At 64.8% G+C, this 12,256-nt stretch carries 13 protein-coding genes; 8 read left to right on the top strand and 5 right to left on the bottom strand.

The window, feature by feature from the left end; genetic code table 11:
• Nucleotides 1-186 precede the first annotated feature (186 nt).
• The 6 genes from ACP8JZ_RS04910 to serA all read left to right on the top strand — a co-directional run bounded on the left by ACP8JZ_RS04910 (nucleotide 187) and on the right by serA (nucleotide 6,625).
• Nucleotides 187-1,692, top strand: coding sequence for an ABC transporter substrate-binding protein (locus ACP8JZ_RS04910; RefSeq protein WP_484482181.1), 1,506 nt, complete (start codon nucleotides 187-189; stop codon nucleotides 1,690-1,692).
• The gene (locus ACP8JZ_RS04905) at nucleotides 1,689-2,723 is read left to right on the top strand and encodes an ABC transporter permease (RefSeq protein WP_484482180.1); all 1,035 of its coding nucleotides are present in this window, start codon (nucleotides 1,689-1,691) and stop codon (nucleotides 2,721-2,723) included. Before ACP8JZ_RS04910 ends, ACP8JZ_RS04905 begins: the two co-directional genes overlap by 4 nt.
• Nucleotides 2,720-3,532: an ABC transporter permease gene (locus ACP8JZ_RS04900; protein ID WP_484482179.1), complete on the top strand. Its 813-nt coding sequence runs from the start codon at nucleotides 2,720-2,722 to the stop codon at nucleotides 3,530-3,532. The genes ACP8JZ_RS04905 and ACP8JZ_RS04900 overlap by 4 nt, the downstream gene beginning before the upstream one ends.
• Complete coding sequence (locus ACP8JZ_RS04895; protein WP_484482178.1) at nucleotides 3,529-4,338, top strand: ATP-binding cassette domain-containing protein; 810 nt, start codon at nucleotides 3,529-3,531, stop codon at nucleotides 4,336-4,338. Before ACP8JZ_RS04900 ends, ACP8JZ_RS04895 begins: the two co-directional genes overlap by 4 nt.
• Nucleotides 4,335-5,165, top strand: a complete 831-nt coding sequence (locus ACP8JZ_RS04890; protein WP_484482177.1) for an ABC transporter ATP-binding protein — start codon at nucleotides 4,335-4,337, stop codon at nucleotides 5,163-5,165. Before ACP8JZ_RS04895 ends, ACP8JZ_RS04890 begins: the two co-directional genes overlap by 4 nt.
• A 269-nt stretch (nucleotides 5,166-5,434) precedes the next feature.
• Entirely contained in the window at nucleotides 5,435-6,625 is a 1,191-nt protein-coding gene (serA, locus tag ACP8JZ_RS04885) for a phosphoglycerate dehydrogenase (RefSeq protein WP_023035253.1), read from the top strand.
• Nucleotides 6,626-6,689: 64 nt separating this feature from the next.
• On the opposite strand, the gene ACP8JZ_RS04880 is transcribed toward serA, so the two are convergent.
• The 4 genes from ACP8JZ_RS04880 to ACP8JZ_RS04865 form a co-directional block, all read right to left on the bottom strand.
• Entirely contained in the window at nucleotides 6,690-7,487 is a 798-nt protein-coding gene (locus tag ACP8JZ_RS04880; protein ID WP_484482176.1) for an inositol monophosphatase family protein, read from the bottom strand.
• Between the two features lie 298 nt (nucleotides 7,488-7,785).
• Nucleotides 7,786-8,796, bottom strand: a complete 1,011-nt coding sequence (gene rsgA, locus ACP8JZ_RS04875) for a ribosome small subunit-dependent GTPase A (protein ID WP_484482175.1) — start codon at nucleotides 8,794-8,796, stop codon at nucleotides 7,786-7,788.
• Entirely contained in the window at nucleotides 8,793-10,127 is a 1,335-nt protein-coding gene (gene aroA, locus ACP8JZ_RS04870; RefSeq protein WP_484482174.1) for a 3-phosphoshikimate 1-carboxyvinyltransferase, read from the bottom strand. Before aroA ends, rsgA begins: the two co-directional genes overlap by 4 nt.
• A 32-nt stretch (nucleotides 10,128-10,159) precedes the next feature.
• Nucleotides 10,160-10,768, bottom strand: coding sequence for a DoxX family membrane protein (locus tag ACP8JZ_RS04865; protein ID WP_484482173.1), 609 nt, complete (start codon nucleotides 10,766-10,768; stop codon nucleotides 10,160-10,162).
• Between the two features lie 292 nt (nucleotides 10,769-11,060).
• Between ACP8JZ_RS04865 and ACP8JZ_RS04860 the strand changes: the two genes are divergently transcribed.
• Both ACP8JZ_RS04860 and ACP8JZ_RS04855 read left to right on the top strand, forming a co-directional pair.
• Nucleotides 11,061-11,783 carry a sigma-70 family RNA polymerase sigma factor gene (locus ACP8JZ_RS04860; protein WP_410172907.1) on the top strand — a complete coding sequence of 241 codons (723 nt, stop codon included), beginning with the start codon at nucleotides 11,061-11,063 and terminating at the stop codon, nucleotides 11,781-11,783.
• Entirely contained in the window at nucleotides 11,780-12,049 is a 270-nt protein-coding gene (locus ACP8JZ_RS04855; protein ID WP_023035259.1) for a zf-HC2 domain-containing protein, read from the top strand. The genes ACP8JZ_RS04860 and ACP8JZ_RS04855 overlap by 4 nt, the downstream gene beginning before the upstream one ends.
• Nucleotides 12,050-12,134: 85 nt before the next feature.
• Here the strand turns inward: ACP8JZ_RS04855 and ACP8JZ_RS04850 are convergent, their stop codons facing one another.
• Nucleotides 12,135-12,209, bottom strand: coding sequence for a 50S ribosomal protein bL37 (locus ACP8JZ_RS04850; protein ID WP_371415854.1), 75 nt, complete (start codon nucleotides 12,207-12,209; stop codon nucleotides 12,135-12,137).
• Nucleotides 12,210-12,256 lie beyond the last annotated feature (47 nt).

The raw sequence follows: 12,256 nt of genomic DNA, 5'->3' as shown, positions 1-12,256 counted from the left end.
CAGGGAGGTGGGGCGACACGAGGGGTTGATGGATTAAGGACTCGCTGTTGGGAACTGTGGGAATGACCAATTTTCGTCCTCCAATGCTGTGGAGAACGTTCGTCCGAGGCTGGATGGGCGTACATAGTATGACTGCCAAAGCACGGCCCAATCAGGGTCGTCAGGCAGAAAAGGACCAACGCAAGAATGAAGCGTCTGTCAAGGATGATGGGGTTCTTCCTCACCCTGTGCCTGGCAGTGACGGCAACAGGTTGCTCCCCACATTCCTCCAGCAATGAATCGGGAGACAAACCTGTGGTCGTTGCAGCCACTGCAGCTCCACCGACATTGGACATCACACAGAATGCCGCTGCGGCGATCGCCCAAGTATTGCTCTACAACGTCTATGAGACATTGACGAAGATCGACGACAATGGTGATCTCAAACCATTGTTGGCACGGTCGTGGCAGCAGAGCCCCGACGGTCTCACCTACACCTTTCACCTTGATCCTGCGGCCCGATTCGCCTCGGGGGCACCAGTGGACGCCAAGGCGGTTGCCGCATCCCTGGACAACAATCGCAAGAACGGTATCGCCGTCACCAAGGCCCAACTCGGTTCCATCAAGACGGTGCGCGTCAAGGATTCCCACACCGTCGTGCTCAACCTGAGCCACCCGGACAATTTCCTGCTGTTCTACCTGGGGTGTTCCGCCGGCGTCGTCATCGATCCCACCGTCAAGACCGACCTTGCCACCCATCCGGCGGGATCGGGGCCCTACGTCGTCACGGATTTTCGGCCCGGACACTCGGTCGATCTCGCCACCTCCCCGAACGCGTGGCACCTGAAGCCCAAGGTGTCGCACGTGCAGTTCCTGTACTTCGCAGATCCCACCCCCGAGACCGCTGCCCTCATGAGTGGTGACGTCGACATCCTCTCCGATCTCGCCACCCCACAGGCATTGAGCCGGTTCCAGGATCCGTCCCGCTACGACGTCATCACCGGCACGACGAACTATGAGGTCGTCATGGGGATGAACAATCAGTCCACGGCGTTGTCCGACAAGCGCGTTCGCCGTGCGATAATGCATGCCATCGATCGGAAGAACCTCATGAAGGCCGTGACGAACGGGCAGGGGTCGCTCATCGGTTCCATGGTCCCGCCGACCGACCCGTGGTACGAGGACCTGGCGGGCAAGCTGCCCTACGACCCGGACCAGGCCCGGCGTCTGCTCAAGGAGGCTGGCCACGGCAATGGCCTCACCCTGCGGATGCGGGTGCCCACTCTGCCCTACGCCACCGCCTCGGCGCGCATCATCGCCAGCGAGTTGAAGCAGGTGGGAATCACCCTGGTCACCGACGAGCTCGAGTTCCCAGCACGCTGGCTCGACGCCGTCTACACCCGTGCCGACTACGACCTCACCATCGTCGGACACTTCGAGCCGCGAGACATCGTCAACTGGGCCAACCCGAACTACTACTGGCGGTACGACAACCCGCAGTTCCAGAAACTCGTCACGAAGGCCATGACCGGTCCGGCCAATGAGATCAACGACACCATGAAACAGGCAGCACGCATCCTCAATGACGACGTCTCGGGTGGGTTCCTCTACCTCATGCCCAAGACCACCGTCACCCGAGCTGGAATCGCCGGCCTGGGGCACAACGCAACCTCACTGAGCTTCGACCTCACCGAATTGGAGGACAAGGCATGAGTGTTCCGCACAACACCGCACATGTCACGGCTGGTGGCCCACCGCCGAGCGGCACCAGTACGGCTGGCCGCACGGCACGTCTCATCGCACGACGGCTGCTCGGCCTGGTCCTGAGCCTGCTCGTCGCCTCGATCATCATCTTCGCCCTGCTCTCACTGCTTCCCGGTGACGTGGCCCAGGTGATGCTCGGCTCCAATGCCGACCCGAAGATGGCCGCCCAGTTGCGTGAGCAGTTGGGCCTGGACGATCCCTTCTTCGTGCGCTACTGGCACTGGCTCTCCGGGTTGCTCACCGGTGACCTCGGCACCTCGGTGCTCAGCGGCCAGGAGATCGCCCCACAGATCGCCGAGCGGTTGGCCGTCACCGGCTGGTTGGTGCTGCTGGCCGTGCTCATCGCCCTGCTGCTGTGCATCCCCATGGGGGTGCATGCCGCGATCCATCGTCGTGACGTCCGAGGATTCCTCACCTCGGCCCTGGCCCAGTTCCTCATGAGCGTGCCGGCCTTCCTTGCCGGACTGCTGCTCATCCTGCTGTTCGCCATCGAGCTGCGCTGGTTGCCGGCCGGTGCCTACGTGCCGCTGCGGGAGAACCCGGGGGAGTGGATTCGCCACCTCATCCTTCCTGCTCTGGCCCTCGCCCTCGTCCAGGCTGCCGTCATGAGCCGCTACGTGCGTTCGGCGTTCATCGACGTGCTCACCGACGACTACCTGCGTACCGCACGAGCCGCCGGATGGACGTTGCATGGTGCACTGCGCCGGCACGGGCGTCGCAATGCGTCGATCTCGCTGGTGACGGTGCTCGGGTTGGAGATCTCGAGCATGCTCGTCGGTGCCATCGTCGTGGAGAAGGTCTTCGTGGTGCCGGGCCTGGGCAGCTTCCTGCTCGACGCCGTCACCTCACGTGACATACCCGTCGTGGCCGACGTCGTCATGGTTCTCGTGGCACTCGTCCTGCTCATCTCGTTCCTCAGTGACGTCGTCACGGTGAGCCTGGACCCCCGTCTTCGTGTGGTGAAGGAGGCATCCAAGTGAAACGAACTGGACTGGTGGTTGGAGCCACCCTCGTCGCAGTCGTCGTCATCGCGGCCGTCGTGTCCCTCCTCTGGACTCCCTACGACCCCAATCTCGCCATCCCACAGGATCGGTTGCTCGGTCCCAGCGCCCAGCACTGGCTGGGCACCGATCAGGTGGGTGCGGATCTGTTGAGCCGTATGCTCGTCGGCGCCCAGACCTGTCTGCTGGTGGGTGTCGTCTCGGTGCTCATCGCTGCTGGCATCGGTGTGCCGTGGGGCATCGCCACCGCCATGGCACCGCGCCCGTGGTCCACGCTGCTGTCGCGGGCCGCCGACCTGCTCTACGCCTTCCCGGCGCTGCTGCTCGCCATCATCCTGGCTGCTGCGGTGGGCGGGTCCACCTGGACCGGCATGATCGCCATCGGGGTGGCCTCCATCCCGGTCTTCGCACGGATCAGCCGAGTCACGAGTCGCCAGGTCCTCGGCCAGGACTACGTCGTCGCAGCTCGGTCCAGCGGGATCGGGGCGTGGCGCATCGCCGTGACCCACGTGTTGCCCAACATCGCCCCGCTCATCGGGGTGCAGGCATCGGTGTCCTACGCCGTGGCCATCCTTGCCGAGGCGGCGCTGAGCTTCCTCGGGCTGGCCACCCCGGCCAGCGTGCCCACCTGGGGACGGATGTTGCACGATGCCCAGTCCTACCTGTTCTCCAACCCGGCACTGACGATCTGGCCAGCCCTGGCCATTGCCGTGGCGGTGTTGGGCTTCAATCTGCTCGGTGACGGATTGCGCGATCTGCTCGATCCCAAACTTCGGGAGGTGCGATGAGTCTGCTGGAAGTGCGAGACCTGCACGTCGATTTCGGACGACACCGTCGAGTTGCGGTCGATGGCGTCGATCTGACCATGGAACCCGGTGAACGGCTCGGCCTCATCGGCGAGTCCGGTTCCGGCAAGTCCGTGACGGCCCTGTCCATCATGGGGCTGCTGCCCGGCAATGCCCACGTCAGCGGGTCGGTGTGCTGGCGTGGCGAGGAGCTGCTGGGCATCTCGGATCAGAAGATGTCACGACTGCGCGGCACCAGCATGGCGATGGTGTTCCAGGAACCCATGACGGCCCTGGACCCGACGATGAGGGTGGGGCGTCAGATCGGAGAAGTCGTCGCGCTGAGCGGTGGACGACGTGCCAACACCCGCGAGGTCGTGCTTGGCATGCTGGAGACGGCCGGCATTCGTGAGCCCCGACGCGTGGCCCAGGCATACCCACACCAGCTCTCCGGGGGGCAACGTCAGCGGGCCCTGCTCGCCCTGGCCCTGGTCAACTCCCCGGACCTGCTCATCTGTGACGAGCCGACCACCGCACTGGACGTCACCGTCCAGGCCCGGGTGCTGGAAACCATCGACGACGTCCTCACCAGGGTGGGAGCCGCCTGCCTGTTCATCTCCCACGACCTCGCAGTCGTCTCCCAAGTCTGTGACGAGGTCGTCGTCATGCACCAGGGGACGTTCGTGGAACGCGGGGCGGCACGCACCGTCTTCAACGACCCGAAGCACCCCTACACCCGCCGTCTGCTGCGTGCTGCTCGACTCGACGCCGTCGAACCGGGCCAGCCGATCGTCTTGGAGGATCGATGAGCGCCACCGTGAACACCCCGATCATCGAGGCGAGGAATCTCAACCTGCGGCTCGGCACCGGGGCCAACCTCGTCCAGGCCTTGGACCACGTCAACCTCACCATTGCCCGCGGCCAACGTCTCGGCGTCGTCGGTGAGTCCGGATCGGGAAAGTCGACCCTGCTCAAGGTGCTGGACGGGCTGCGTCGCCCCGACGAGGGAGACGTCCTCTTCGCCGGCTCGTCGATCCTCGCCTCGCATGCCGATCTGCGCCCGCTGCGCGCCCAGGTGTCGATGGTCTTCCAGGATCCCCGGTCCTGCCTGGATCCGCGCATGCGGGTGGGCCGGATCATCACCGAACCGCTGCGCTCCCGCATGCTGCGCGGCACGGTGGACGACGTTCCCGCCGCACTGGAACGAGTCATGGCAGAGGTTGGTCTCGATCCGGAAGATCGAGATCGGTACCCCCACGAGTTCTCCGGCGGCCAGCGACAACGTATCGCCATCGCCCGGGCCCTCATCACCAACCCGACGGTGCTGCTGGCCGACGAACCGGTCTCCGCCCTGGACGTGTCGGTACGTGCCCAGGTGCTCAACCTACTCACCCGTCTGGTGGACGAGCGCGGCCTCACCCTGGTGCTCGTCTCACACGACCTCGCCGTGGTGCGACATCTGTGTCAGGAGGTGGCCGTCATCCAGGACGGCCGGATCGTCGAGTCCGGCAATCTCGCCCAGGTCTATGCCGAACCCCGGCATGATCTCACCCGTCGGCTGCTGGCGGCCGTGCCCACCATTCGAGGCCTGGACGAGGACCGGACGTGGGGGAGGGCTGCAGCACCACATTCCTGAGTACTGCTGCCTCGACCGTCCCGATGCAGGGGTGACGGCACGGTGGACGTCACCCCTGCGCCCGGGTGCCCTGTGCCCGCAACGTCATGGCAGCCGCGGCAGGGCAGCTCTGGGTACCTTCCCGTCCTCGCCGAGGTGCAGTGGTGACGTTGGTCGGGCCATTCGTCGAGAGTGCTTGGGGCCGTCTCCTCGCACGGGCGCGATGAGCACACAACCGTGGTGGTTTCATCCCGTGAGACGCGGTGTGCCCCTTCCCTAGACTGGCCTGCATGAAGGCGCTTCTGCTCGAGAACATCCATGACGAGGCTGTACGAACCCTGCGCGAGGCTGGTTACGAGGTTGAACGTGTCTCCGGGGCACTGGGTGAGGACGAACTCATCGAGGCACTCGACGGGGTCGACCTGCTGGGCGTTCGATCTCGCACCCAGGTCACCCCCAAGGTCGTTGCGGAACGCGGTGAGACGTTGACGGCGGTGGGTGCCTTCTGCATTGGTACCAACCAGCTTGCCCTGGATGATCTGGCGCGCGCCGGGGTGGCGGCGTTCAACGCCCCGTTCTCCAACACCCGCTCCGTCGTGGAGCTGGTGATCTCCGAGATCATCGCCCTGGCCCGCAGGTTGGGAGATCGCAACACCCAGATGCATCACGGGGTGTGGCGCAAGTCCGCCATCGGGTCGCACGAGGTGCGTGGCCGCACCCTGGGCATCGTCGGGTACGGAAACATCGGTGCCCAGATCTCGGTGTTGGCCGAGGCGCTCGGTCTGAGCGTCATGTATTACGACGTCGCGGACAAACTCCCCATGGGCAATGCCCACCGCTGCGACAGTCTCGAGGAGCTGCTGCAGTCCGTCGACGTCGTCACCGTTCATGTGGACGGACGCGCCGACAACACGCTTCTCTTCGGTGAGCAGGAGTTCTCGATGATGCGGCCGCGGTCGCTGTTCCTCAACCTGTCGCGCGGACATGTCGTCGACGTCGCTGCGCTCGCGGACAATCTGCGCACCGGACATCTCGCCGGTGCCGCGGTGGACGTCTATCCCAGTGAGCCCCGATCCGGCGATGAACCGTTCGTCTCCGAGCTGCAGAGTCTGGACAACGTCATCCTCACTCCACACGTGGGGGGATCGACCCAGGAGGCCCAGATCGACATCGGTCGTTACGTGGCTGGCAAGCTCATCGACTACAGTGAACGCGCTTCGACGAGCATGAGCGTCAATCTTCCCGACATCACGACGGGCGCCACTCCCGGGGCGCGCATCGGACACCTGCACCTCAACATGCCCGGCATCATGGCAGACCTCAACCGGTTGGTGGCCGATCACGGCGGCAATGTCACCTACCAGGCGCTGGCCACTCGCGGGGAGCTGGGGTACACAGTGCTCGACATCGACGAGACCGACCGGGAACTGTTGGTCGACGTCACTCGTCTGGAAGGTACCATTCGCGCCCGAGTGCTGTGAGTCCGATGCTGCTCATGGGGCCAACCCTTCGATGGAAGCCCCATGAGTACGGGTTTCAGTACTACTAGCAAGCATGTGCCCTGGACCCCAGAATGGCCATGGCCTGGTCGTGTAGCAGACCGTTGCTCGCCAAGGCGTCTGGTCCCCACGGGCCGGGCTTGCCGGCAACGGTCGTGAACGTGCCTCCTGCTTCCCGCACGATGACGTCGAGGGCGGCCATGTCGTGCAGATTGAGTTCGGGTTCGGCGGCAAGATCGACGACTCCTTCAGCCAGGAGCATGTAACTCCAGAAGTCCCCGAAAGCCCGGGTGCGCCACACTGTCGCCATGAGTTCGGCGAATCCATCCCCGCGATCTGATTCCTCCCATCCGTGCAGTGACGAGTACGACAGGAATGCCTCGCGCAGTTCGCTCACCGTCGAGACGTGGATGGGCGATCCCTGCTCGACGTTCGGCCCCGCCCATGCTCCATGACCACGTGCCGCCCACCAACGTCGGTGCAGGGCTGGTGCCGAGACGACCGAGGCAATCACTTCGTCATCCTCGGCCAGGGCGATGAGGGTGGCCCACACCGGAACCCCGCGGGCATAGTTCGCCGTGCCGTCAATGGGGTCGATGATCCAGCGTCGCGGCCCGGAACCGGTGTCGGCCCGCTCCTCACCGTGGACGGCATCGGCTGGTCGAGCTGTCGCGATGACACGTCGTGCAGCATCTTCCACGGCCAGATCGGCGTCGGTCACCTCGCTGTGGTCCGGCTTGTGGTCGATGTGCAGGTCGCTGGTCCGGAATCGAGCCAGCGTCAGGGCATCGGCCTCATCGGCAATCCGGTGGGCCAGGGCAAGATCGTCAAGCACGTTCACCATGACCTAAATCTACGCGGTGGACGTGTCGTGCCGGAGCCCTGATCGACAGGCGGATGGCGGCGTGGCGGTTCCCGACACGGGGACCACCGGCATGGGGCAGCCAGGTGCACGCCACGGACACATGGCCAGACATCGGGACCACCTGGCACGGGTCGGCAGCGTCGATCGGTCCGGTCTCAGGTGAGCGGCGTGCGCGTCGATGGGGCCGTGGATGGTGGCTGTGTCCGGGAGCTGGTGTGTCGTCCCAGCTGCTGCGCTCGCTGCAGGACTGTTCGGAAACCCTCAGGGAAGAAGGTCCTCAGGAGTTGGAGGGGTTCGCCTGTCGAGCAGCGTCCAGCCTCCGAAACGACTCCAGCCGGATCGGCCGGATGAGCCCGTGCTCGACGGCCCGGTCCAGGGCACATTCCGGAGAACTCGTCAGATGCTCACATCCCCGCAGACACTGGGCGGTGATGGGCTCCAGATCACCGAATGCGGCGAGGATCCGGTCAGCCGTCACATGGGACAGTCCGAATGATCGAACCCCTGGGGTGTCGATGATCCACCCCCCGCCGGGCAGCTCGAGGGCCTGCGCAGAGGTCGAGGTGTGTCTGCCTCGTCCCGTGGCATCGTTGACGTGCCCCGTGGTTCGTCCTGCACCGGGCACGAGAGCATTCATGAGCGTCGACTTGCCCACCCCGGAGTGACCCACCAGGACGGTCGTCCGGTCGGTGAGCATGTCGCGCACGGGGTCCAGATCTGCTCCGGGTCGGGTCGTCACCACCGGTACGTCGAGTGACCCGTACAGCCCCATGAGTTCGTCGGGGTCGGCCAGATCCGCCTTGGTGAGGCACAGCACGGGATCAACCCCGGCGTCATAGGCGGCCACGAGCACCCGGTCGATCATGCCCACGCGTGGCTCGGGCTGCGCGAGAGCGGTGACGATGAAGATCTGATCGGCGTTGGCGACGATGGCCCGCTCATGGGGATCGGTGTCGTCGGCCGTACGACGCAGGACGGTGCGACGTCGCTCCACCTGGGGTATTCGAGCCAAGCTGCCCTCGGCTCCCGACGTGTCACCATCCAGTCTGACCCGATCACCGACGATGACGGCCTTGCGGCCAAGGCTGCGAGCCTTCATGGCAACGAGGTCGTGCTCGTCCAGGCGGCACGTGTAGCGCCCACGATCAATGGAGGTCACCTGACCAATGGGCAGATCGGAGTAGTCGGGACGATTCTTGGTACGCGGACGGGACCGCCGCCGGGGGCGATCAAAGGCACTGTAGTCGTCGGTGTCGATACCTGAACTGGCCAGCCGGCGTGGGCTCATGGACGTCCTTCCACTAGGTGGGACCACATTGCAGGAAAGTGTGGCATCGTCTTGGTGGTGCACGAGACGTCGTCGAGGACGACTCCGGGCACGAGCAGCCCCACGAGAGCAAGGGCGTGTGCCATGCGGTGATCGGCACAGGTGCGGACGAGCCCGCCGGTGAGGCCACTGGCGCCGGGACAGCCGTCCTGCCCACACCCGGTGATGACCATCCCATCCTCGGTCTGTGAGACGTCGCTCCCCAGCATTCGAAACTGATCCTCCACGGCTGCCAGCCGGTCGGTCTCGTGACCACGGATGTGTGCGACCCCTCGGATCCTGGTGCGTCCATCGGCCAGCAGACCGAGTGCCGCGACGACTGGTGTCAGCTCGCTGGCTGCGTGCAGGTCGACATCGATTCCATGCAGCTCACCGCCGGTGACGCGCACCACATCGCCGCACCGATTCACGATGGCCCCCATCCGGGTGGCCATGTCGAGGAAGATCGTCCCGGGCTGGTCGGTGACGCGTGGCCAGCCGGGAACCTCCACCGATCCGCCGGTCACCATTGCTACGGCGAGGAACACTGCTGCGTTGGTGAGATCCGGCTCGATCGTCTCGTCCCGGCCCTGCACCGGACCGGGGTGGACAACCCACCGGCACGGTTCCGGCTGCTCGACGCGGACGCCACGTCTGGCGAGCATGGTGCAGGTCATGTCGATGTGGGGTCGGGAGGGTAGAGCCGCTCCAGTGTGTCGTAGGTCGATCCCGTGTGTGCAACGCGGTGCAGCCAGCAGCAGGGCCGAAACGAATTGGCTTGACTGGGCAGCGTCGATCTCGACGACCGGTCCGCCCAGACGTGCCGGGGCGTCCACGGTGAGGGGGAGGGTCGCGTGTGGTGAGTGTCCTGCCCCGCGAGATTCGTACCTGCATCTGGCTCCGAGCTGACGCAACCCCGTCACCAGGCCGTCCATGGGGCGCCGTGCGGCGGCCTCATCACCAATGAACCGAGTGCGTCCCGCCACGGTGGCGGCCAGCGCCGGCAGGAAACGCATGACCGTTCCGGCGAGCCCGCACTCGATGGGGTGCACGGCGTGGTGCAAAATCCTTGGAGCACGCACGAGTACTCGTCCGGGGGCCGGCACCGAGAACCGTGCCCCGAGAGCCTGGAGACCAGCCATCATGAGCTCACTGTCCCGACAACGAAGCACGCCGTCGAGCACGCTGTCACTGTTGCTCGTGGCGGCGAGCAACAGAGCGCGATTGGTCTGGGACTTCGACCCGGGAACGACGACGCGTCCCGTGAGCTCGTGAGGAGCCCGCGGGACAGCCCACGTCGTCTGTGTCGTCACTCGGGAGGACGGTTCCTGGAGTTCGGCAGGTCTCAGCTGCGGGCAGCAGCCTTCTTCTGCATCTTCTCAGCGGTCTTGCGAGCCTTCTTCTCCGCCTTGGCGATGCGCTTGCGAGCCTTGCGGCTCATCTTGTCCTGATTGGCTGCCAGCGACGCCTTCTGGTCGCGAGCCGAGCTCTCGAGACGGTGCTTGGTGTTGGCGGTACGCCAAGCAAGGCCAGGGCGTCCAGCGGTGTCCTTGGAGGCCATGAGGCTGGCACCCAGCAGGGAGACGTTGCGCAGCAGCACCGAACGACCTGCGGCGCGTTCCGCCTTCGGCAGAGTCTTGTCGGGGATCGAGGCGATGACGTGCGGCACCATGGTGGCAGCGACCACGCTGGCACCGAGACGACGCCCCAGCCCGGTGGCCATGGCAAGACCACCTGCCGCTTGGGCGGCACCGGTGGCGCGTACCAGGGCGCGGGTGTCATCGGGGATGTATCCCCCCACGGAGGGGAGGGTGCGCTGAAGCATGGGAACAAGCTTGTCAGCGACAGGTTCGGCTTCCTCGACGAAGTCATTTGGTTTGAGGGCAGCATTCGAACCCTTGACGATGAAGTAGCTGGAGAACAGAACTCGTCCCAGTCCGCGGATGATGCTCATAGCTGTATTCCTACCGTGTGAGAGACCGGGGCGATGGGCCCCGGTGAAGCTGTACCGATACCTCACTGTAATGGGTCGCACGACACGTCTTGGCCAATATGGGCAATAACCGTCCGGGATCGGGGAATACCGTGCCACGTGAGACGTTGCTACCGGCATGGAATCCCTCACACGTGCTGGTACCACGCAAGCCCGGTCAGCGACCGCTGATCAGTTTTCGAGGCAGCGATTTCGCGGCCCGTCGGGGCGTGGTTACGCCAATTGCGATTGGAAGCAGCTAAGCTCATATGTGATGACGATTCCGACTGACGGGCAACCGCTCCCCAGACACTCCGGTCCGTCCAGACACAGTGACCTGTCCGAACGTGCTGGGGCAGATGGCGTTGCCCAGGAGACCGATGAGGAGCGCGTCGCTCGATTCGAGCGAGACGCCTTGGAGTACCTTGACCAGCTCTACGGTGCCGCCCTGCGCATGACACGCAATCGGGCCGATGCCGAGGACGTCGTCCAGGAAGCCTTCATCAAGGCGTTCTCCTCGTTCCACCAGTTCAAGCCGGGTACCAATCTCAAGGCATGGCTGTTCCGGATCCTCACCAACACCTACATCAACGGCTATCGCAAGGCTCAGCGTCGTCCACAGACTGCCGATGGCGATGACGTCGAGGACTGGCAGATCGCCCGAGCCGCCTCCCACGACGCCACCGGGTTGCGATCTGCCGAGGTCGAGGCGCTTGACACGATGCCCGACGAACGCATCCGAGAGGCGCTCGACTCCCTGTCCGACGACTTCCGCCAAGTGGTCATGCTTGCAGACGTCGAAGGCTTCGCATACAAGGAAATCGCGGAAATCATGGGGACTCCGATAGGAACGGTGATGTCTCGGCTCAATCGGGCTCGAAAACAATTGAGAGCCCAACTCACCGAGGTGGCCGGGGCCCGTGGTATCGGTCCGATGGCGGGCCAGATCAGCGATGAGACCTATGAGCCGTTGACCATGATGCAGGAGCGAGCATGAGCATGTCCGAAAGCGAGCGCACCACCGGTCCGTGTCCGGCCCTGGACTGTCAGTGGGTCATTGACCATCTCCAGGCCTTCCTGCACGATGAACTGGGCGAGGAGCAGGCCAACGCCTTCCGTCATCACATCGACGCCTGCGACGACTGCATGGAGCAGGCCGACATCGAGTCGAAGATTTCCCATCTGCTGCATCGGTGCTATCCGCCGGCCCACGTCTCGGAGACATTGCGTGCCAGGGTCGGTGCACTGCGCGTCACCCTGTGAGCCCGTGGCCTGCGCAGGCAGGTAGTTCCAGCATGAGAAAAGTGCCTCCCCCAAGGGGGAGGCACTTTTGCATGGAAACCGCGGTTCAGGCGTTGGGACGCTTGCCGTGGTTTGCTGACTTCTTGCGACGTGAACGACGCTTACGGCCGGTCTTACCCATGGCGTTCTCCTCCTAGTTGACCCCCTCCGGGCACGGAGGGACCACGC

The organism is Cutibacterium sp. LaCa_286, from assembly GCF_057198075.1.
Note: the sequence above shows the minus strand (reverse complement) of the source record. Positions and strands in the feature narration are given on the sequence as shown.